19 protein-coding genes and 1 pseudogene are annotated in these 19,518 nt (G+C 69.3%); 11 read left to right on the top strand and 9 right to left on the bottom strand.

Annotated features, from left to right (window positions below; all coding sequences use genetic code 11):
• Window positions 1-13: 13 nt before the first annotated feature.
• The 3 genes from ACYVLQ_RS16620 to ACYVLQ_RS16610 all read right to left on the bottom strand — a co-directional run bounded on the left by ACYVLQ_RS16620 (window position 14) and on the right by ACYVLQ_RS16610 (window position 3,893).
• Window positions 14-1,276: a glycosyltransferase family 4 protein gene (locus ACYVLQ_RS16620; protein WP_460698382.1), complete on the bottom strand. Its 1,263-nt coding sequence runs from the start codon at window positions 1,274-1,276 to the stop codon at window positions 14-16.
• Window positions 1,273-2,757: a 1,4-alpha-glucan branching protein domain-containing protein gene (locus tag ACYVLQ_RS16615; protein ID WP_460698381.1), complete on the bottom strand. Its 1,485-nt coding sequence runs from the start codon at window positions 2,755-2,757 to the stop codon at window positions 1,273-1,275. The genes ACYVLQ_RS16620 and ACYVLQ_RS16615 overlap by 4 nt, the downstream gene beginning before the upstream one ends.
• Before the next feature lie 326 nt (window positions 2,758-3,083).
• Window positions 3,084-3,893 (bottom strand): class I SAM-dependent methyltransferase, encoded by an 810-nt coding sequence (locus ACYVLQ_RS16610; protein WP_460698380.1) that lies wholly within the window; start codon window positions 3,891-3,893, stop codon window positions 3,084-3,086.
• A gap of 194 nt (window positions 3,894-4,087) precedes the next feature.
• Between ACYVLQ_RS16610 and ACYVLQ_RS16605 the strand changes: the two genes are divergently transcribed.
• Together ACYVLQ_RS16605 and ACYVLQ_RS16600 are read left to right on the top strand one after the other, a co-directional pair.
• Window positions 4,088-4,873, top strand: a complete 786-nt coding sequence (locus ACYVLQ_RS16605) for an electron transfer flavoprotein subunit beta/FixA family protein (protein ID WP_460698379.1) — start codon at window positions 4,088-4,090, stop codon at window positions 4,871-4,873.
• 37 nt (window positions 4,874-4,910) lie between these two features.
• The gene (locus ACYVLQ_RS16600; RefSeq protein WP_460698378.1) at window positions 4,911-5,870 is read left to right on the top strand and encodes an electron transfer flavoprotein subunit alpha/FixB family protein; all 960 of its coding nucleotides are present in this window, start codon (window positions 4,911-4,913) and stop codon (window positions 5,868-5,870) included.
• Window positions 5,871-6,119: 249 nt separating this feature from the next.
• Here the strand turns inward: ACYVLQ_RS16600 and ACYVLQ_RS16595 are convergent, their stop codons facing one another.
• Entirely contained in the window at window positions 6,120-6,437 is a 318-nt protein-coding gene (locus ACYVLQ_RS16595) for a hypothetical protein (protein WP_460698377.1), read from the bottom strand.
• A gap of 19 nt (window positions 6,438-6,456) precedes the next feature.
• On the opposite strand from ACYVLQ_RS16595, the gene ACYVLQ_RS16590 reads away from it, so the two are divergent.
• The 6 genes and pseudogenes from ACYVLQ_RS16590 to ACYVLQ_RS16565 all read left to right on the top strand — a co-directional run.
• A complete protein-coding gene (locus tag ACYVLQ_RS16590) occupies window positions 6,457-7,401 on the top strand; it encodes an aminoglycoside phosphotransferase family protein (RefSeq protein ID WP_460698376.1) in 945 nt (314 codons plus the stop codon).
• Between the two features lie 503 nt (window positions 7,402-7,904).
• Window positions 7,905-9,632 (top strand): ATP-binding protein, encoded by a 1,728-nt coding sequence (locus ACYVLQ_RS16585; RefSeq protein ID WP_460698375.1) that lies wholly within the window; start codon window positions 7,905-7,907, stop codon window positions 9,630-9,632.
• Window positions 9,632-10,039: a roadblock/LC7 domain-containing protein gene (locus ACYVLQ_RS16580; protein WP_068014083.1), complete on the top strand. Its 408-nt coding sequence runs from the start codon at window positions 9,632-9,634 to the stop codon at window positions 10,037-10,039. Before ACYVLQ_RS16585 ends, ACYVLQ_RS16580 begins: the two co-directional genes overlap by 1 nt.
• A gap of 87 nt (window positions 10,040-10,126) precedes the next feature.
• Window positions 10,127-10,477, top strand: a complete 351-nt coding sequence (locus tag ACYVLQ_RS16575; protein WP_460698374.1) for a DUF742 domain-containing protein — start codon at window positions 10,127-10,129, stop codon at window positions 10,475-10,477.
• A complete protein-coding gene (locus ACYVLQ_RS16570) occupies window positions 10,452-11,078 on the top strand; it encodes a GTP-binding protein (RefSeq protein ID WP_460698373.1) in 627 nt (208 codons plus the stop codon). Before ACYVLQ_RS16575 ends, ACYVLQ_RS16570 begins: the two co-directional genes overlap by 26 nt.
• A gap of 83 nt (window positions 11,079-11,161) precedes the next feature.
• Window positions 11,162-11,335 (top strand): annotated as a pseudogene (locus ACYVLQ_RS16565) (cytochrome P450); the annotation flags it as partial.
• A 204-nt stretch (window positions 11,336-11,539) separates the two neighbouring features.
• On the opposite strand, the gene ACYVLQ_RS16560 reads toward ACYVLQ_RS16565, so the two are convergent.
• Complete coding sequence (locus ACYVLQ_RS16560) at window positions 11,540-12,397, bottom strand: LysR family transcriptional regulator (RefSeq protein ID WP_460698372.1); 858 nt, start codon at window positions 12,395-12,397, stop codon at window positions 11,540-11,542.
• Window positions 12,398-12,508: 111 nt separating this feature from the next.
• Between ACYVLQ_RS16560 and ACYVLQ_RS16555 the strand changes: the two genes are divergently transcribed.
• Window positions 12,509-13,804 carry an NAD(P)/FAD-dependent oxidoreductase gene (locus ACYVLQ_RS16555; protein WP_460698371.1) on the top strand — a complete coding sequence of 432 codons (1,296 nt, stop codon included), beginning with the start codon at window positions 12,509-12,511 and terminating at the stop codon, window positions 13,802-13,804.
• A gap of 384 nt (window positions 13,805-14,188) precedes the next feature.
• The gene (locus ACYVLQ_RS16550; protein WP_460698370.1) at window positions 14,189-14,551 is read left to right on the top strand and encodes a hypothetical protein; all 363 of its coding nucleotides are present in this window, start codon (window positions 14,189-14,191) and stop codon (window positions 14,549-14,551) included.
• Window positions 14,552-14,612: 61 nt separating this feature from the next.
• Here ACYVLQ_RS16550 and ACYVLQ_RS16545 read toward each other — a convergent pair whose 3' ends face one another.
• The 4 genes from ACYVLQ_RS16545 to ACYVLQ_RS16530 all read right to left on the bottom strand — a co-directional run bounded on the left by ACYVLQ_RS16545 (window position 14,613) and on the right by ACYVLQ_RS16530 (window position 18,010).
• Entirely contained in the window at window positions 14,613-14,756 is a 144-nt protein-coding gene (locus tag ACYVLQ_RS16545) for a hypothetical protein (protein ID WP_460698369.1), read from the bottom strand.
• 82 nt (window positions 14,757-14,838) lie between these two features.
• Window positions 14,839-16,470 carry a M4 family metallopeptidase gene (locus ACYVLQ_RS16540; RefSeq protein ID WP_460698368.1) on the bottom strand — a complete coding sequence of 544 codons (1,632 nt, stop codon included), beginning with the start codon at window positions 16,468-16,470 and terminating at the stop codon, window positions 14,839-14,841.
• A gap of 202 nt (window positions 16,471-16,672) precedes the next feature.
• The gene (locus ACYVLQ_RS16535; protein WP_460698367.1) at window positions 16,673-17,212 is read right to left on the bottom strand and encodes a DUF1697 domain-containing protein; all 540 of its coding nucleotides are present in this window, start codon (window positions 17,210-17,212) and stop codon (window positions 16,673-16,675) included.
• 42 nt (window positions 17,213-17,254) lie between these two features.
• Window positions 17,255-18,010 carry an acyltransferase gene (locus ACYVLQ_RS16530; protein ID WP_460698366.1) on the bottom strand — a complete coding sequence of 252 codons (756 nt, stop codon included), beginning with the start codon at window positions 18,008-18,010 and terminating at the stop codon, window positions 17,255-17,257.
• 170 nt (window positions 18,011-18,180) lie between these two features.
• Here ACYVLQ_RS16530 and ACYVLQ_RS16525 point away from each other — a divergent pair, with 170 nt between their 5' ends.
• Window positions 18,181-19,512, top strand: coding sequence for an outer membrane protein assembly factor BamB family protein (locus tag ACYVLQ_RS16525; RefSeq protein WP_460698572.1), 1,332 nt, complete (start codon window positions 18,181-18,183; stop codon window positions 19,510-19,512).
• Window positions 19,513-19,518 lie beyond the last annotated feature (6 nt).

Here is a 19,518-nt window from a genome sequence, read left to right as displayed (position 1 = left end):
GGCCGAGACGGTTTCAGAGGGGGTTGTTCGGGTCTCGTTCGGGGAGGGGGCGTTCCACGACGACCGGGCGGCCGAGCGGGTTGCGGACGCGGCGCTTAGCGGCCTGGTAGACCTGGATGGTTTCGGCGGCGACGACGTCCCACGCGAAATCGGCGGTCAGATATTCGCGGGCGGCCCGGGCGCGCTGCTGGGCGGCGGGCCGATCGTCGAGGACCGCGCACACCGCGTCGACGAGGCCGTTCACATCGGCCGGTTCGAACGAGGCGCCGGTGATGCCGTCGATGACCAGCTCACCCAGACCGCCCGCGGTGGAGGTCACCAGCGGCGTTCCGGCCGCGGCGGCCTCGAGGGCGACGATGCCGAACGGCTCGTAGCGGCTGGGCAGCACGATCGCGTCGGCGCCGTGCAGCCAGCCCAGCAGTTCCGCATGGTCCAGGCGCCCGGTGAAATTCACGGCCCGCATCACCCGATGGGTCCGGGCGCGCTCGCGCAGCCATTCGAATTGTGTGCCCACACCGGCGACGGTCAGCGTCGTCCCCGGATGGGCCCGGCGGATGCGCGGCAGCGCGGCGATCGCGTCCTGCACGCCCTTCTCGTATTCGAGCCGCCCGACATACAGCAGCCGCGGCGGGCCCGGACGCGGGGCGCGTTCGCGAAAGGCCCACGCGCCCACGTCGATTCCGTTGCGGATCACGGTCACCGGCACCAGTTCGGGACCGTAGAGCCGCTCCACCTCGTCCTGCATCGAGGTGGAACAGGTGATCAGCGCGTCGGACTCGCGCGCCAGCCACCACTCCACCGAATGCACCTGCTTGTTGACCCGCCCCGAAACCCAGCCGCTGTGCCGCCCGGCCTCCGTGGCGTGGATGGTCGACACCAGCGGCACGTCGTAGTGTTCGGCCAGCGCGATCGCCGGATGCGCGACCAGCCAGTCGTGGGCGTGCACCACGTCCGGGGTCCAGCCGTCGGCGATGCCCGGCTTGCTCAGCGCGATGCCCGCGCGCACCATCGCGTGCCCCATCGCCAGGGTCCAGGCGAGCATGTCCTCGCCGAAGTCGAAACACGGCGGATCCTCGGCCACGGCGACCACGAGGACCCGGTCCTCGATGAAGTTGTAGGTCGGATGGGTCGAGGAGTCGGTCCCCATCGGGCGGCGCGCCAGCACTACGACCTCGTGCCCGGCAGCGGCCAGCTCGGTGGCCAGGTGGTGTACGTGCCGACCCAGCCCGCCGACCACCACCGGTGGGTACTCCCACGACACCATCAGAATCTTCATGGACGTCCTTCTGTCACTGCGCGGCGTGCGTCCAGCGCCGGAAACAGCCCGTCGGCCGCGTACCATCCTGCCGCCAACTGCCGGGCTTTGGCGAGTTGGCCCGCGCTGACGGCCCCGGAAATCTCCCGGACTGCGTGCGCGTGCTGATGCGCGCGGTCGCGGGCGTACCCCGCGGCGGAGTCCTTGCTGACCATGAACGCCCAGTCGCTGGACACGGTCAACACCGCCTCGCGCAGCAATTGGTCGGCCACCGGGTCGCGCAGCCCGTCGCTGTGCGCCCCCATCTTGTCCAACGTGTCGAGGGCGAGCCGGACGATGTCGGCATTGAGATCCACCAGGTCCCGCACCTGGTCCCCGGCCCACACCCGCCAGTCCTTGCCCGACCCCCACGAGGAGTCCGCCAGCCGCACCGGTTCCCCGACGAATCCGTTCGCGCGGGCGTCGGCGAGCGTACCGACGGTGATCCCGGCCTCGGGCAGCGCGCGCAGCACCTGCTCGAGCCACTGCGGTCCCTCGTGCCACCAGTGCCCGAACAGTTCCGTATCGAAGGCCGCGACCACCAGTGCGGGCCGCCCGATCCGTGCGGACTCGTCGATCAGCCTGCGCCGCACCGTCTCCACGAAGTCCTCGACATCGCGGCGCACGGCCGTGGCGGCCAGGTCGGGGTCGTAGGGCGCCTTGTCCGGTCCGGCGACGTGCTTGCCGGTGACCCGGGCCGGTTTGAGCCCGGTGTCGTGGTCGTAGTGGTGGAAGTCGCGGTAGGCGCCTTGGCCGGGATAGCCGGACTTGGGCGACCACACCCGGTAGCTCACCTGCAGATCCCGCCCGAAGGCGACGACATCGGAATCCCACACCGGCCGCCCGAGCGTGGTGTCGCCGCGCAGGGCCGGTCCGTCGACCATGAAATGCGTCACACCCGCCGCCGCGTAGCCGGTCTCCATCCCTGGCGTGAAGCCGCATTCCGGCGCCCAGATCCCCGACGGCGTATGTCCCCACCGGTGCCGCGCGTCGGCGAGCCCCTCGCCGAGTTCGAACCCGCGCAGTCGCGGATCCAGCAGCGGCTGGAACGGATGCGCCAGCGGACCGCCGAGCAACTCGATCGCCTCGGCATCGATCAGCTCCCGCCACACCGGCGACCCGCCGTGCCGCCAGTGCCGCTCGAAATCGGCCAGGGCGGCCGTGGCGAGCCGGTGCTCGTGCCGCCCGAGCGCGATATTGCCCGCCATCGCGGCCTCGTCGGCGCGCAGTCGCCAGTTGCCCAGCCAGTGATGCATGCCCGACAGGCAGTGCGGATCATCGAGCTGGGCGGCCAGCACCGGCGTGATACCGAAACTCAGCAGATGCGAACGCCCTTCCGTGGCAAGGGTTCTCAGCACCTTAGCGACGGGAATATAAGAGGCGGCCCACGATTGATACAGCCACTCCTCCCCCACCGGCCACCGCCCATGATGCGCCAGCCAGGGCAAATGAGAGTGCAACACCAGGGCGAACTGCCCAGGTACACCTCCAGATGCCCCACCTGAGTTCCCGACCCCAGATACCTCACCTGCGTTCCCGACCCTGGACGCTCCACCTGCGTTCCCGACCCCAGACGCTCCACCTGCGTTCCCGACCCCGGACGCTCCACCTGCGTTCCCGACCCCAGACGCCCCACCTGCGTTCCCAACCCCGGACGCCCCACCTGCGTTCCCAACCCCGGACGCCCCACCTGCGTTCCCGGTCCCGGACGCGCCACTTTCATTCCCGGCCCTGGGCGCCCCATTTTTTCCATTCCCGGCGTGCTTTTGGCCGGGACCTTCTCCTGTACTCAAGGCTTCACCGCGATGGCGACCAGGTCGAGGCTCGCGTCGATGTCCGGGTCCCACGCACCACTCGTCGCACCGCTCCACAGCACGAAATCCTCGGTGCGGACCGCGGCGACGTCGGCGGCCAGGTCCTCCGGCCACGGCTCACCGGCCAGCGCGCGCTCGATCTGGGCGTCGATCAGCGATCCACCCCACTTGGCGTCCAGCGCGGCGAGCGCGGGGCCGTGATGCACACCCGCCATCAGATCGACCCGGAAACCGGCCTCCACCAACAGTTCCGAGAGTTCCGCACCGTTCAGCTCGCGCGTGTGGAAGGGGTTCAGCGGGGTGTCGCGCCCCGGCGAGAACGTGATCCGGTTCGGCGTGCTGATCAGCAGTTCCCCGCCCGGCCGCAGCACCCGCAGGCATTCGCGCAGGAACTGCGCCTGATCCCAGAGATGCTCGATGACCTGGAAGTTCACCACGACATCGACCGACGCGTCGTCGAACGGCAGGGCGGCCAGGTTGCCCTGCACCATCTCCACGCGCGGATACGCGGCACGCACGTGCTCGACCGCGCTCGCGTCGTAGTCCAGCCCGACCACCGTGGCCGCCACCCCCGCGATCATGTTGGCGCCGTAGCCTTCTCCCGATCCGGCCTCCAGCACGGCCTTGCCCGCACAGCGCCGCAGCAGCCGGGCGTAGACGATCTCGTGGCGGCGGAACCAGTAGTTCTCCTCCGCGATGCCCGGCACCGTCCGCTCGCCGGTCAGGGGCAGCGGGTCCACCGCGCTGGACTCCCCCGCGACGGGGGAGAAAACGGCCTCACTCATTCACCCGACGTTAGCGGTTGCCCCTATCACACCCGCGCTCGGAGTGGTGATGCAGAACATCACACCCCAAGTTACCCACGAGTAACTTAACGTAGGGTAATGTCCCGAGCTGAGCTATTTCGTGGACGTACGGCCACCCGATCGTGCGACCCCATCCTCACGTGCCATCCAGAACAGGAGGTCGACGAAGACCAATGCCGAACATCGTCGTACTGATCAAGCAGGTTCCCGACACCTGGTCCGAGCGCAAGCTGACCGATGGTGACTACACGCTCGACCGCGAGGCCGCCGACGCGATCCTGGACGAGATCAACGAACGCGCCGTCGAGGAGGCCCTGCTGATCAAGGAAGCGCAGGGCGGCGAGGTCACCGTCCTGGCCATGGGGCCGGAACGCGCGACCGAGGCCATCCGCAAGGCGCTGTCCATGGGGGCCGACAAGGCCATCCACGTCAAGGACGACGCCATCCACGGCTCCGACGCCGTGCAGACCGCGTGGGTCCTGGCCGGTGCGCTGGGCCAGATCGAGGGTGTCGAGCTGGTCATCGCCGGTAACGAGTCCACCGACGGCCGCGCGGGCGCGGTCCCGGCCATCATCGCCGAGTACCTGGGCATCCCGCAGCTGACGCACCTGCGCAAGCTGGCCGTCGACGGCGAGAAGATCTCCGGCGAGCGCGAGACCGACGAGGGCGTGTTCAAGCTGGAGGCCGCGCTCCCGGCCATCGTCTCGGTCACCGAGAAGATCAACGAGCCGCGCTTCCCCTCCTTCAAGGGCATCATGGCCGCGAAGAAGAAGGAAGTGCAGACCTTCACCCTCGCCGACCTGGGCATCGACCCGTCGACGGTCGGCGTGGGCAACGCGGGTTCCGCGGTCACAGGCGTCACCCCGAAGCCGCCGCGCACGGCGGGCGAGAAGATCGTCGACGAGGGCGAGGGCGGCCAGCAGATCGCCACCTACCTCGTCGGTCAGAAGATCATCTGAAGCCCACCGAGCCCAACGAACTTCAGGAGAAAGAGCAATGGCAGAAGTACTTGTGCTCGTGGAGCACGCCGAGGGTGCGACCAAGAAGGTCACCACCGAACTCCTCACCGCCGCCCGCGCGCTGGGCACCCCGGCCGCGGTCGTGCTCGGCCCGGCGGGCACCGGTGACAAGCTGGCCGACGCGCTGTCCGCCGCGGGCGCCGAGAAGATCTACGTCGCCGAGTCCGACGATGTCGACGGCTTCCTGGTGACCCCGAAGGTGGACGTGCTGGCCGGTCTGGCCGAATCCGCCTCCCCCGCCGCGATTCTCGTGGCCGCCTCCGCCGAGGGCAAGGAGGTGTCGGGTCGCCTGGCCGCCCGCATCGGCTCCGGCCTGCTGGTCGACGTCATCGGCGTCAACGGCGACGGCTCGGTGACCGGCTCCATCTTCGGTGGCGCGTTCACCGTCGATTACAAGGCCACCGGCGACGTGCCGGTGATCTCGGTGCGCCCGGGCGCCGTCGAGGCGGCCCCGCAGGCCGCCGCGGGCGAGAAGGTGACCGTGGAGGTGCCCGCGCAGGAAGAGGGCGTCACCAAGGTGACCTCCCGCGAGCCCGTGGCCGGCGGCGACCGGCCGGAACTCACCGAGGCCACCATCGTGGTGTCCGGTGGCCGCGGCGTGGGCAGCGAGGACAACTTCCACAAGGTGGTCGAGCCGCTCGCCGACGCGCTCGGTGCCGCGGTCGGCGCCTCGCGTGCCGCCGTCGACTCCGGCTACTACCCGGGCCAGTTCCAGGTCGGCCAGACCGGTAAGACGGTCTCCCCGCAGCTGTACGTCGCCCTGGGCATCTCGGGCGCCATCCAGCACCGTGCGGGCATGCAGACCTCGAAGACCATCGTCGCCGTCAACAAGGACGAAGAGGCGCCGATCTTCGAGATCTCCGACTACGGCATCGTCGGCGACCTGTTCAACGTCGCCCCGCAGCTGACCGAAGCGGTCAAGACCCACAAGGGCTAGGCTCCCCGCCTTCCCGCGATTCTTGCGAGCCGTCGAGCGCGTGCTGCGCCGCGGACCTGCGGAGATCGCGGGGCTGGGATAGCCCGTACCCGACCAGAGTTACCTTCGACTCGCCAAATCCGGGGTTGCGTTGCGCAGCCTCGGGTTTGGCGAGTTTCGGCTTTTGCGAGGGGTTTCAGCGGCGCGCTCGGGAGAGTGAAGCTTCGCGGCATGTGTGCGCTTCCTTTCCGGCATGCTTTTGACCGGAAACTAGCGCCGGTTGGTGAGGACGCCGATGGCGGTGGGGATGCACAGGGCCAGGCCCCAGGGGACCTCGACCCAGAACGGCCAGAAGTAGCCCATGCCGGTGGCGAGCCAGATCAGGATGCACAGCAGGTTGACGAATACCCAGGGCGTCCACATGATCAGCACCCAGGTGGGGACCGCGCCCTTCGGACGCTCCGGGCGGGCCGAAACCCGCTGGGTGGGAAGGTCCGACAGCAGCGGGGCCAGTTCGCCGTAGGTCCGGGGGCGTAGACCCGCTGCCCGATCGGCGCGCGACGCCAATTGGCTTGCGGTTCCCACCACAGGCCGCAAGGCTGTTCGAATGTCGATCACGCTGCCCCCGGAGGTAGAGCAGACCATTCGCACCGTCTTCCAGGACCGGGGCGAGGACTGGCTGGCCGCGCTGCCCACGGTGGTGGAGAAGCTCTGCGGCGCCTGGGAACTGGAGCTGATCGGCGACTCGCTCACCGGCGGCACGCATTCGTTCGTGGCCCCGGTGCGGCGCGCCGACGGATCGGTCGCGGTGCTGAAGGCGCCGGTGGTCGACGAGGAGAACGTCGGCGAGCCCACCGGGCTGTTCTGCTACGACGGCGACGGCGCCGTGCGGCTGCACCGCTTCGACCCCGGCACCGGGGCCATGCTGCTGGAGTGGGCGCGACCCGGCACACCGCTGCTGCGCCAGCCCGGCTTTCCGAGCCTGGAGGGGCGGCCCGAGCACGCGGACAAGATCGAGTCGGCGTGCCGCCTGTATCGACGGTTGCGGCGCGAGCCGACCGCGGCGCCGCCCGGATTTCCCGCGCTGCCCGAGGCCGCCACCATGGTGGCCGACTGGACCCAGATGTTCACGGATCCGGAACCCGAAGTCGCCCAGGAGATCCCGGGCGAGCTGCTGCGGCAGGCCGTCTCCTGGTGCCGCAGGCTCGCCGCCCCCGACGGCCCGTTGCTGATCGTCAATCGCGACACCCACCTGGGCAACGTCATCGCCGCCGAACGAGAGCCGTGGCTGCTCATCGATCCCAAGCCCTACCTGGGCGAGGCGGCCTTCGACGCGGGCTTCCTGATCATGATCCAAACCCAGTGCGACCCCACGGCCGCGCATGCCCGCCGGGCCGTCGACCGCACCGCGCGGGCGCTGGAGGTGGACGCGGACCGTTCCCGTGGCTGGGCATACCTGCGCGCGCTCGAGGAGATCGTCTGGGCCGTGGAGGATGAGGAGCCCGAGTTGCTGCGGTTGCACCGCGCCGTCGCGCAGGCGCTCAGCGAGTAAGCGGCTAACGCCCGCGGGCGCGGGAAATTCAGAGAGACCGGTCGGTCTGCCACCGGAATTGATGAGTTCCGGTATCCGGAGCGACCATCCGATGTGCGAACCAGCGAATCTCCAGTTGCCCCTCGATTCGACCCCCCTCCCGGGCGAGTGCTGCGAGAATGCCGTGATCGGCTACCCGGCAAGACATTTGCAACCTTCGCATCGCCAACCACGGATCGCAATGTTGATAACGATTCGGTCGCTGCCACTCAAAATTGCTGATAATGTTTGCCGTCGTCGGGTGCTGGGGCCGGTAGGCCCCCGCCGGGCGGGCAAGGTTCGTACTGAAATCGCCTGTCCGGGAAGCAACTTCGAGGTCCGCCGGGTGGTTCTGACAACCCGGCGCTGCTCCGGCGCCGACGCAAGCGTCATCCGACCCTGGTGTCTGGTGGTCGGCGAGTTGAGGAAGGACAAGGCGGCCGGGCAGCCGGCGACGAGGGAACCTGATGAATCAATCTACCGCCGTGACGATTTCGTGGATCCTCGCCGCAGTTCTCATATTGGCCGTCGCGGCGGCCGTGTATGCGGCGTACTACGCGCTCCACCAACGGTCCCGTGCCGAGGCAGCCGAACAGGCGCTGCACGGCACCGAGGACGAGCTAGAGCACTTCACTGCCAGCACAATGCCTTTCGTGGCCGATTCGGTGCGCAGATCCGACGTCACGGTGGACATTCCGGTGGCCGGTGGGCATTCGCGCTTCTCGCAGGCGCTACGCGCGGTCGCCGAGCGCTACGCCGGTGATCTGCGCCTGGTGCAGGCCGAGACCCGCGAGCGCATCCGCCGGGAGGCCGAGTACGAGGCGCAGCAGGCGATCGCCCGCGCCGAGGCGGCCGTGCGCGCCGAAACCGAGAACGCCTCGCGCGAGGCGACCAGCGCGGCGGTGCGCGCGTTCGGAACCTCGGTGGTCAGCCTGGGCACCGACGTCAGCCAGGTGGTGAGCACCGCGCTGCGCGAGCACCGCGGCGACGAGGTCTACGAGACGCTCACCCGCATCGACCACAGTGTCCAGCAGATGATCCGCCAGGCGCAGTCCTATGTGATCGTCTGTGGCGGTCTCCCCGGGCGGCGCTGGCCGCAGCAGTCGCTGACCGATGTTGTCGGTGGCTCCGTCGGACGCGTGCGCGACTTCACCCGCGTGCGACCGCATCAGCTCGACCGCACCGTCATCAGCCGCGCGGTGGAGCCGCTGGTCCACACGCTGGCCACGCTGCTCGACAACGCGCTGCGGTATTCGCCGCCCACCTCGTTCGTCGACGTGTCCTTCCAGGAGGGTCACCACGGCGTCACCGTGATCGTCGACGACGCCGGCGTGCGGATGAACTCCGAGCAGATGGAGGAGGCCCGCCAGGTGCTCGCCGGCGAGCGGGTCGTCGACATCCACCAGCTCGGACCGGCGCCGCGCGTGGGCTTCCCGGGCATCGCCTCGCTGGCCCGCCGCTACGGCTTCACCGTCTACATCGACGGCCCCAACGCCTACGGCGGCATGCGGGCGATGGTGTACGTCCCGGAGCAGCTGCTGTCGCCGCGGGAGCGCACGCCGCAGATGGCCGCTCCCACGGTGATTTCCGCGGTCGCCGAATCGGAGGCCACCACGGCGTCGACCCATCGCGCCTTCGGCGGCGAGCCGGTGGACTCCGGCCTGCAGCACGCCGGGACGACGGGCACATCGCAGACCGGAACGACCGGGCCGGGACAGGCCGGAACGACGGGGGCAACACACGCCGCAATGACGGGGACGACACAGGGTGGCGCGGCGGGTTCCGCGCGCGCCGAGACGACGGAATCCGTATACGCCGCACCGACGACACCCGCACGCCCCGGATCGCGGGCCGACGCCGTCGAGGGCGCCCACGCCGCGTGGGCGGACAACGCCCGCGGCGCCGCCGGGGCGCACGCCGCACCGGCGGAGAGCACGCGGCCGCTGACCTCCGGGGGCGCGCACGCCGCCGATCCGGCCGAATCCGACGACGACACCGGCGAATCCGACTCCATGTCGACCGTCCACGAACTCACCCCGGGCGGATTACCCCGACGCCGCCGTCGCACCGTGGCGGTGTCCACGGTGTCGCGTGGAGGCCCGGACACCGACACCGCACTGCCACGACCCGACGTTGCCGCCGCGTGGCACAGCGGAACCCAGAGCGGCCGCACCACCGCCGCAAACGAAAACACCGAAGGGATGACATCCTGATGAGCACACCCGGTATAGCCGTCTCCGACGGCAACAAGCTGGCTTGGATGCTCGAGGACCTCAATGTCGCCGGCGTACGGTTCGCCGTCCTCCTCTCCGACGACGGGCTGCGCATCGCACAGGTCGGAGAGATCAGCGTCGACGACGCCGAGCGCTTCGCCGCCGCGTCCTCCGGACTCCGATCGCTCGGCAAGGCGCTAGGCGAATTCTGCGGGGCAGCGAATACGGTGCGGCAGAACATGACCGAGTACGACGACGGCATGATCTTCATCACCGCCGCCGGCGAGGGCGCGCTCATCGGCGTCTCCACGACCACGCAGGTCGACGTCAGCCTGATCGCGCACCGGATGAACGAACTGGCGTTGCGCGTCGGCCGCGAACTCGGCAGCCTGCCGCGCCAGCGGTAACGGCCGCCATGAGTGAGCGCAGCGAGCGAACACATGGCACGGCTGGGCGCCTGCACGTGACGCCGCCGAGCGCTGACGAGGTGGCGCATGAGTAGACATCGACGCGACCCCGATCTCGTCCGGGCATACGTGCGTACGGGCGGGCGTTCGCGCGCCACCCGGGAGGTCGATCTCGTGACCCTTGTTGTGGCAGCACAGGATCCGGCCCCGGGCGTGAGCCCGGACGGGCGCCGGGTGATGGGCGTGTGCAGCCGCCGCGGGGCCCTGTCGATCGCCGAGATCGCCGCCTATCTCGATCTGCCGCCCTCGGTGGTCAAGATCGTCGCGTCCGACCTGCTGGACAGCGGTCAGCTGGTGAATCCGACTCCGGTGGACCAGGTTCCGCAACTCGCCCTGCTCGAGGAGGTACTGAATGGGCTCCGCGCTCTCGCCGTCTGAGCGCTCGTCTGCCCTCACCGAACGCACCGTCGACTATGTGCCCGAGACCGTCACCCGGTCCGTGAAGCTGTTGGTGGCGGGCAATTTCGGCGTCGGCAAGACCACGTTCGTCAGCAGTGTGTCGGAGATCCGGCCGCTGCGCACCGAGGAAACCATCACCGAGGCCAGCGTCGGCATCGACGATATGGCGGGCCTCCCGGGCAAGGTGACCACCACGGTCGCCATGGATTTCGGCCGCATCACGCTGAATCCGCAACTGGCGCTGTATCTTTTCGGCACTCCCGGGCAGCGCCGGTTCCTCCCGCTGTGGGAGGAGCTGGCCCGCGGCGCCCTCGGCGCGCTGGTGCTCGTCGACACCCGGCGCATCGACAAGGCCGACGAGGTGCTGGCGATCCTCGAGGAACGCGGCGTGCCGTACTCGGTGGCGGTCAACGAGTTCGAGGGCTCGCAACGCTTTCCGCTGCACGAGATACGCGAGGCGCTCGACCTCGAGCCCAGCACCCCGCTCACCGCCTTGGACGCGCGCGATCGCGGGCCCTGTCTGCGGTCGCTGATCACGCTCGTCGAATTCCTGTTCCAGCGTCTGGATTCCCATTCTTGACCCGGCCCCCGGTTCATCCCGAGTCCTGCCCGGCCCCGCACGGATCGCCGATCGACACCGACGGGCCGCGAGTGCCGCTGCATACATCGGTCGCGTACATGATCGCGCAGGATGCCATCGACCAGCTGCTGGACGCGCTGCCGGATCTGTCGCTCGCCGTGGACGCCGCCGAATTGACCTGGCGTCCAGGACCTTTCCATCGTGCACTGACGGGCCTGCCGGTCCGATTCCCGAAATCTCCACCGTTGCACGTGTAATGAGGCGACCACGATGGAGCACAACTCCTTGGTCCTGGACCCCACTGGTCGGTGACCGACGCCGCCCTGATGCGGTCGCTGCTGACCGATCCGCGGGTGTCGAAGGACGCGCGCCAGCACTGGCCGAAGTTTGGCCGGAATCTACTCACACACAGTGAATTCCGGCCAAGAGTGTGCCGGAGACAACGAAAGGTGGAGGGCGGCTCACGCGCTGTGCAAGGCGGCAAGCAAGGTCGTCAGGATGGGGGACGTGCGGGCGTCGCTGCGCAGCACGGCGGAGACCGGGATGCGCAGCGGGCGGCCCGGCACGTTCAGGGCCGCGATCCCGTCGGCGGGAGTGTCGGCGTACAGGATGGTCCACGCGTCGGGCCGGTTGATCAGTTCCATGGTGGCGGTGTGGTCCGGCGGAATGGGCGGCCCGTAGGTCGCGCGGGTGGGCAGATCCGCGAAGGCGCGCCGGACCACGGTGTGCAGCAGCACCTGTTCCTGTTCCGGGGGCAACAGCAACGGGTAGTTGCCCAACTCGGCGAGCGTCACATTCTCCCGCCCCGCCAACGGGTGGGCCGTCGAGACGGCGATGACGAGGTCCTCCACCCACAGCTCCTCGACCGTCAGACCGGGCTGATCGACGCTGCCCCGAATGAGGGCAAGATCACAATCGCCGTCCGCCACCGCGGCGATGCGCTGCCGGAACGGCTTGATCACGAACTCGATCTCCGCGCCCGGATGCGCCTCGCGCGCACCCGCGATGGCCGACAGTGATCTTGTTGCGAAAGACATGTTCGCGGCCAGGCGAATTCGCGGCCCGGAGGCCCGCACAGCTGCGCGAATGGCCGATTCGAGGCTTAGCATTTGCTTCGCAAGGGGAAGTAGCCGAGTCGTTGCGTCGGTCGGGACGACCGATCGCGTCGAGCGCTCGAACAGCTGCACACCAAGATCATGTTCGAGCCTGGCGATCTGATGACTGATAGCGGATTGCGATATGAAGCACCGCTGCGCGGCGCGACTGAAGCTCAGCTCCTCGCAGACCGCGACGAAATAGGAGAGCTGCCGCAGTTCCATCAAGATCTCCATTCATGAGCAATCGGGATAAGATTCATCAATATTATGCGCCCAGGCAGCTGGAACGTTTGCATTCCGGATCGCGTTTACTAATGACAGAAGGAGGCTGTCATGCAAAACGTGGATGCGGGGATCGAAACCGCTGAGGTAGTCATCGTCGGATCGGGCTTCGGCGGACTCGCCGCCGCGAAGCAGCTGAACAAGTCGGGGGTCAACTACGTTCTCATCTCGAGCACGCCGGAACATCTGTTCCAGCCCCTGCTGTATCAGGTAGCGACGGGTGTGCTCCCCGCCACAGACATCGCCCCGCCGATCGCGGGAATCCTGCACCGGCATCGGAACGCCGACGTGCGCCTGGGCAAGGTCACCGATATCGACGCCGATGCCGCGGAGCTCACCTACGAGACGCCGGAGGGCACGCGCCGGATCCGCTACGGCTCACTGATCGCCGCCACCGGCGCCAACCAGTCGTATTTCGGCCGTGCCGATTTCGCCCGGAAGACGTTCTCGCTCAAGACCATCGACGACGCCGAGCGACTGCGCGGGCAGATCGAGCGGGTCTTCGCCGAGGCGGAGACCGCCGACCCGGATTCGCGGGCGCGGCTGCTGAGCTTCGTGGTCGTCGGTGCGGGCCCGACCGGTGTCGAGGTCGCCGGTCAGCTCGAGGAGCTCGCGAAAAGGCATTATCACCAGGAGATTTCGGTCTCGCTGGTGGAGGGCGCGGGCGCGGTGCTGCCGCCGTTCGGCGGGAGTCTGTCGGAGTATGCCCGAGAGTCGTTGCAGCGCAACGGCGTCGAGGTGTTGCTGGACACCTTCGTGACCGATATCGAGTCGGGCAAGGTGACCGTGAAGACCAAGGACGGCGTGGAACGCCGCATCGGCGCCGAGACCGTGGTGTGGTCGGCGGGCGTCGCGGCGGGCGGCTTCGCGCAGCTGCTGGCCGAGGCCACCGGCTGCGAGACCGACCGCGCCGGGCGGCTGCTCATCAATCCGGACTGCACGGTCGGCGGCCATGCCGATATCTATGCCATCGGCGATATGACCTCGCTCAACGGCTACCCCGGACAGTCGCCGACCGCGATGCAGGAGGGCCGCCACGTCGCCGACATCATCCGCCGCAAGAAGCAGCCCGGCACCCCGTTCGTCTACTGGGACAAGGGGTCGATGGCGGTGATCAGCCGCTTCAGCGCGGTCACCAAGGTCAACGACAAGATCAAGTTCACTGGGACCATCGCCTGGGCCGCGTGGCTCGCGGTGCACCTGTTCTACCTGGTCGGCTTCCGCAACCGGCTCGTGGCGGTGGTGTCGTGGCTGGTGGCGTTCATCGGCACCGGGCGACCCGGGTTCACCGAGGACGAGAAGGGCGCGGCCGCACCGATTCCCGAAGCGCCGCACCGGGCGGCCTAGCGCGCACCCGGCGGAACAAGCTCTCCGGTGCCACGGGGCATCGGAGAGCTTCGTATTCCACGGCCCGCGCCTCGCGTCGCACCTCCGGTTCGTCGCCATCTTCTCCCACAGCACATTCGGGCCATTCGCGACGCGGCGTCCGGCTCGATTCGAGGCGAGCGGTTCGCCGGGCGTCCATCCTCGCGTTCTCGCCGATCCAGCACACTACCCATAGGTGGGCATCCGTCCGCCGGGCGACGTGGCGCAATTGCGCCGGGTTCGGGGCCGCCCTCCGATTCGGATGCCTCCGCGACCGCGGGGTAACTTCGCTACACCGTGCCGCCGAGTGCGGTTTCGTGATAGACGTACGTGTCGGAAAGCCCGCCTCCCGAGAGGAACAGCCTGATGATGAAACGCACCGTCGCCGCGGCAACGGCAGCAGTTGCGGCCTCACTCTTCACGTTCGGCCAGTCCTGGGCGCAGGAGTCGGAGAGCCAGTTCCAGGTCTCCGAAAACGTCACCGTCGTCGCCAATGTCGCCGATCCAGCCGACAACACCTGCTACCCGGCCGTGATCACCGCCGAAGGCCCGCGAACGGTGTACTGGAACAACGCCACCCCCTTCTACGCCACGATCTACGCCCGCGGCGGCGACGGCCCGGAATGCGGCGGACAGGTCTACGAGCGGCTGCGCCCCGGCCAGGTGTCAGGCGTGCCGAACACGCTCCACGGTGCGGTCATCGACGTCAGGTTCTCGTCGTTCCAATAGGACTGGACGGGTAGCCGCACCGATACAGCTCCGGGTCGCCTACGGTCCGGAGCAGGTCGCCTCACTCGCCGTCGACGATCACATCCGCGTGCGCACGCGTCCGGTCGACGGCGAAGTGTGCGTCCTCGGCAGCCATCCATCGCTGCCACAGCGGCGGCGTCGCCAAGGACAGCCGGTCACCGACGGCGGCGCGTCCGGAGGACACGCCTTCCAGAATCACTGCACATCACGCTGATCGTTCCTCGGTGGCGGGAGATGCTAACAATCGGTGCCCGCCGGGGCCGGGCTCAAGACTTGGTGTGTAGTAAGGGGATTCGGACTGCCTCGATCGCCTGCCGGATGCGGGTGCAGTCGGTAGGGGTGAATCCGGCGATCTTGTCATCGATGTTGTTGCGACACACCGTGATCAGAGTGCTGGCCAGGGCGGGATAGTCAGCGCTGGGGAACAGGTGGGTCTGGGTCGTCCAGTAGAGAGCGGCGGCCTTGTCGAGGCCGATGCCGTCGACCTCGCGGTCGCCCAGGGTGCCGCCGTCGGTGATCAGGGCGGCGAGCCGATTGCCCACGCCGCTGTTGGTGTGGACGCCGCCGTTGTCGGGTGCGCGGTTGCGGTCGGAGTGGGTCGCGGGGACCCAGCCCGGCCCCTTGTACGTCTCCGGCTGCGGGTCGGGGGCCGAACGCGGCGACCTCATGTCCCGGATGACGCCGGCATCGGTGCCGTTGCCGATCTTCCAGCGGTCGGCCTTCCTGCCGCGTTTTCCGGCCAGTTCGGTGAACTCGCCGAACACGTCCGACATGGATTCGTTGATCGCGCCGGACTCGTTGAGGTAGTTCAGGCCGCTGGTGCGCTCGGTGACGCCGTGGGTCAACTCGTGGGCGACGACGTCGAGACCGAGTACCGCGCTGCCGATCACGAAGCCCTGCTCGTCGGTCCAGTAGGCGTTCGCGTACGGACACTCCTCGGCGCAGACGCGCACGGTGGCGCGCAAGGCCTTACCGCTGCCCGCGACCTCGATGCCGATCAGATCCGTCAGGCTGCCCAGTTCGGTGTGGCGGCGGTAGAAGTCCTCGGTGTCGCCCATCCAGTCGTAGACCTTGTCGGCGTCCTCGTTCCCGGCGGCCCGGGGGCCGCCCTCCGTGCGCACCACGGGATAGCTGCCCGCCGCACCGCACGGCACGGCGAGCGTCGGCTCCGCGCCCTGGGAGTCGGCATCGCAGACAACACGCTCGAGCGCGCGCTCCGCGGGCAGGGCGTCGAGCACCGCACCGCCGACGGCGGCCACGAACACCCGCCACACCGTGCCTCCCGCGCGAATGTCGTATCGGTAGGCCGGGACCGCGACGCGGTCGGGGCGGTCGCCGTCGACCAGGCTCGGGTCGTACCACGCGGCCGACTCGGCGCGCACCCGCAGGGTGTCGGCGGCGAGCCCGGACAGCTCGGCCACCTTGCCCATGGCGGCGCGCCGCGCCGACTCGGTCGGCTCGGCGCCGCCGGGCGGATAGCCGCCTTCGACGCGTTCGGACAGCGCGCCCGTCACCGAACGCAGCGCGCCGTCCGGTCGCAGTGCCAGCGCGACACCGGCGCCGTGCACCGGGATCGCGCCGACCCGCTGGCCGAGCCGGACCGTGCTGCCGCCCGCCCGCGCGGCCACCGTCGTCACGACGAGATCGGCTGCGGCGCCGAAGAGCTGCTTGATATCGGCCGCGTGCGCGACGGCCGCCGCGGCCGGATCGGCGGAGCCCCAGCCGCCCGGCACCGCGATCGGCCGATCCGGCACGATCTGACGGACCGCACCCCGGGAACTCTCGTGCACCTGCTTCGATGCGGTCGCCAGTGACGGCGCGACGGGCGGCTGCGCCGCCGACGGCGCCGACAGCAGCACGAGCACGGCGACCCACAGGCCGCACAGACAGGTCCTCATCATGTCTTCCCCCCGCGATCTTCCGATGGACGTGAACAACCGCTGTACGCGATCGACATCCGATCGCGCTCCCCCGAGGCAGCACTCCTCGGCAATCACCGATAACACGGCGGCACGGCCGTGCTCCCTTCGGACCGTCCGGCGCGGCCGATGTGCACTCCCCCGAATCGCCTTGCCGGAGGGGATGTCTCGCGGCGGAACCCTAGAGCTTCGCCAGCACCCGCCGCACCGTGAGGAAGGTGCGCGTGGTGATGTCCTTGCCGTACACCGACTCCAGCCAGCCCATGTAGTCGGGCGTGGACGGACTGGAATTGTCGACGACCGACAGCAGTGCCCGAGCGGGCTCGTCGTACCGCACGACTCGAACCGCCTGCCGGAGGCGTTCCGGGGGCGGCCCGGGCGGCCCCTGCGCGCCGTCCTTCACGAACGTCACCGTCAGGTACGTCTCGCGGCCGTGGGTCAGGCCCGGGAACGGATCTGAGTCGACCAGCGCCCGCAACTCGTCGCGGCTGCGGATGACGGTGCCGCCGCCGATGCCGAGCTCGGCATTGAGTGCCCGCTGGATGCGTGTCTCCAACTCGGGGACATCGGTTGCGGCGCAGCCGAATACGATATTGCCGCTACTCAGGACCGACCCGACCGCATCGAACCCCAGCCCCTCGAACACCCCGCGCAGCTTCTCGTTGCGCATGTTCGGGTTGCTGGGCATGATCCCGCGTAGCAGGGCGGCGTACCGGTTCATGTGCCGAAGGTACCGCCCGGCGCCGACAAGTTCGGCCGCGCCTCAACCCGCCTGCGGCGTACCCACCCCGTTCTTCTTGCGCTCGATGTCCTCCAGCGCCGCGATGTACTCGGCGCGCTTCTCGGCCCCCGCCTCCCACGCTTCCTTGCGGTTCTTGACCACCTTCGCGGGCGCGCCGACGGCGATCCCGTAGTCCGGGATGTCGCCCTTGACCACGGCGTGCGCACCCAGGACGCAGCCGCGGCCGACCCGGGTCTCGCGCAGCACGGTCACCTTGGCGGCGATCCAGGTGTCCGGCCCGATGCGCACCGGGCTCTTCACGATGCCCTGGTCCTTGATCGGCAGGGTGATGTCGTCCATCTTGTGGTCGAAGTCGCAGATGTAGCACCAGTCGGCGACCAGCGTGGACTCACCGATCTCGATATCGAGGTAGGTGTTCACGACGTTGTCCTTGCCGAACACCACCTTGTCGCCGATGCGCAGCGAGCCCTCGTGGCAGCGCAGGGCGTTGCCGTCGCCGATGTGCACCCACTTGCCGATCTCCATGCGGCTCAGCTCGGGCGTCGCGTGGATCTCCACCCCGCGGCCCAGGAATACCATGCCGCGCAGCACGATGTGCGGATTGGCCAGGCGGAACTTGAACAGCCGGTAGTACCGCACCAGGTACCAGGGCGTGTACGCCCGGTTGGCGAGCACCCAGCGCAGCGACGCCATGGTCAGAAACCGCGCCTGCTCCGGGTCGCGGCGGCGCGACCCCCGCCATCGCGAGCGCAGCGGCGCGCCCCACATGCTCGTCACGAACTTGCTCCCTAGAGTCCAGCGGGCGACTGCGTCGTCCAGCGGTGTCGTCGTCGAGGTACCAGGGTACTTTCGCGGCGCGCCACGGCTCACCCACCCCGGTGACAGCGGCGCCGATGTTCTAGTCTCGTGCAGGCCCGTACAAGCAGATGGGAGTCCAGCAGGTGCGTATGCGTATCGGCACGGCTCGCCGCGCCACCGCGGCCCTCGGCGCTCTCGGCATGCTCGCGCTGAGCGGGTGCGGCAGCACCACATTGGACGATATCAAGGTGGGCCCCGGCAAGGGCTGGCCCGCCGCGTACCACGACGCCCGCAACAGTGGCGCCAGCCCGGTCACCGGTTCGCGGCACCTGGTCCCGAGCTGGACCCGGCCGCTGGGCGGGCCCGCGGCCGCCGCCACCCTCATCGGCCCGGGCGGGCAACTGTTCGTCACCACCCGCATGCCGAGCGACTGCGTCGGCACCCCGGGCGCCGTCGGCGCGATATTCGCCTTCCAGATGCCGACCGGGCGCAAACGGTTCTGTAATGCCATGGGGCCGGACGCGATCGCCGCCGGTTCGGCGGTGGACGGGCTGGACAATGTCTACGTCGGTGACAACGGCGCCCTGACCTCCTTCAACGCGCTCGGACAGCCGCGCTGGCGCACACCCGTGGCGGGCGTGCCGGTATCGGTGCAGTTCACCAGCGACGGCGACGTGCTGTCGGTGACGCAGTCCGGCCAGGTCGACGTCGTTGATCGGCAGACCGGAGACCTGCGCTCGGCCACCTTCCAGGCGCTGGGCGAACCAGACTTCCTGACCCAGGCCGGACTGCCGCGGCCGCCGGACGGCGAGGGTATCGGCGACTGCGTGACCGGCGGGCCGCAGTGCCCGGTGGCGAACGTGTCGGCCATCGAGAAGAACTCCGGCCGCTTCTACCTCACCGTCCGGCGGCCGGGCGAGCCCATGGCGTCGCTGGTCGCGCTTCGCTTCGCGGACAAGCAGATTCGGCAGGAGTGGAGTGCCGACATCCTCGCCGAGGGCAGCGCGACCGCACCCACGCTGGCAGCGGACGGCAAGACCGTGTACGTCGGCGACAACAGCGGTCGGCTGCTGGCCGTCGACGCCGCCGACGGTCGCACGAAATGGACTCAGCCGCTGGGGTTCGCGCCGCGCGGCGCGGTCTCGGAGCAGGACGGGCTGCTGATTCCGGGCGGCGACGACGGGCACCTGCTGGCGCTGCGCGACGAGGGCGACTCCGCCCGAATCGCCTGGGAGCGCAAGGATCTGCACCTGCGCGGGCGGCCGGTGCAGACCGCGGGCGACACCGGGTACGTGGTGGCCCCCATGGGAGACACGCTGAGCCTGGTCACCTTCCAGCCCAGCGACGGCACCACGGTCGCCTCCGCCGAGTTGCCGGGCGCGCAGGGCTCCGCCGTCGGCACCGCGGTGAGCGCCAAGGGCCATGTGGTCGTGACGACCCGCATCGGCGAACTGTTCGCCTTCGAGCCGGACGAGTCCTGAGTCCGG

The sequence above is a fragment of the Nocardia thraciensis genome (assembly GCF_054782435.1).
Note: the sequence above shows the minus strand (reverse complement) of the source record. Positions and strands in the feature narration are given on the sequence as shown.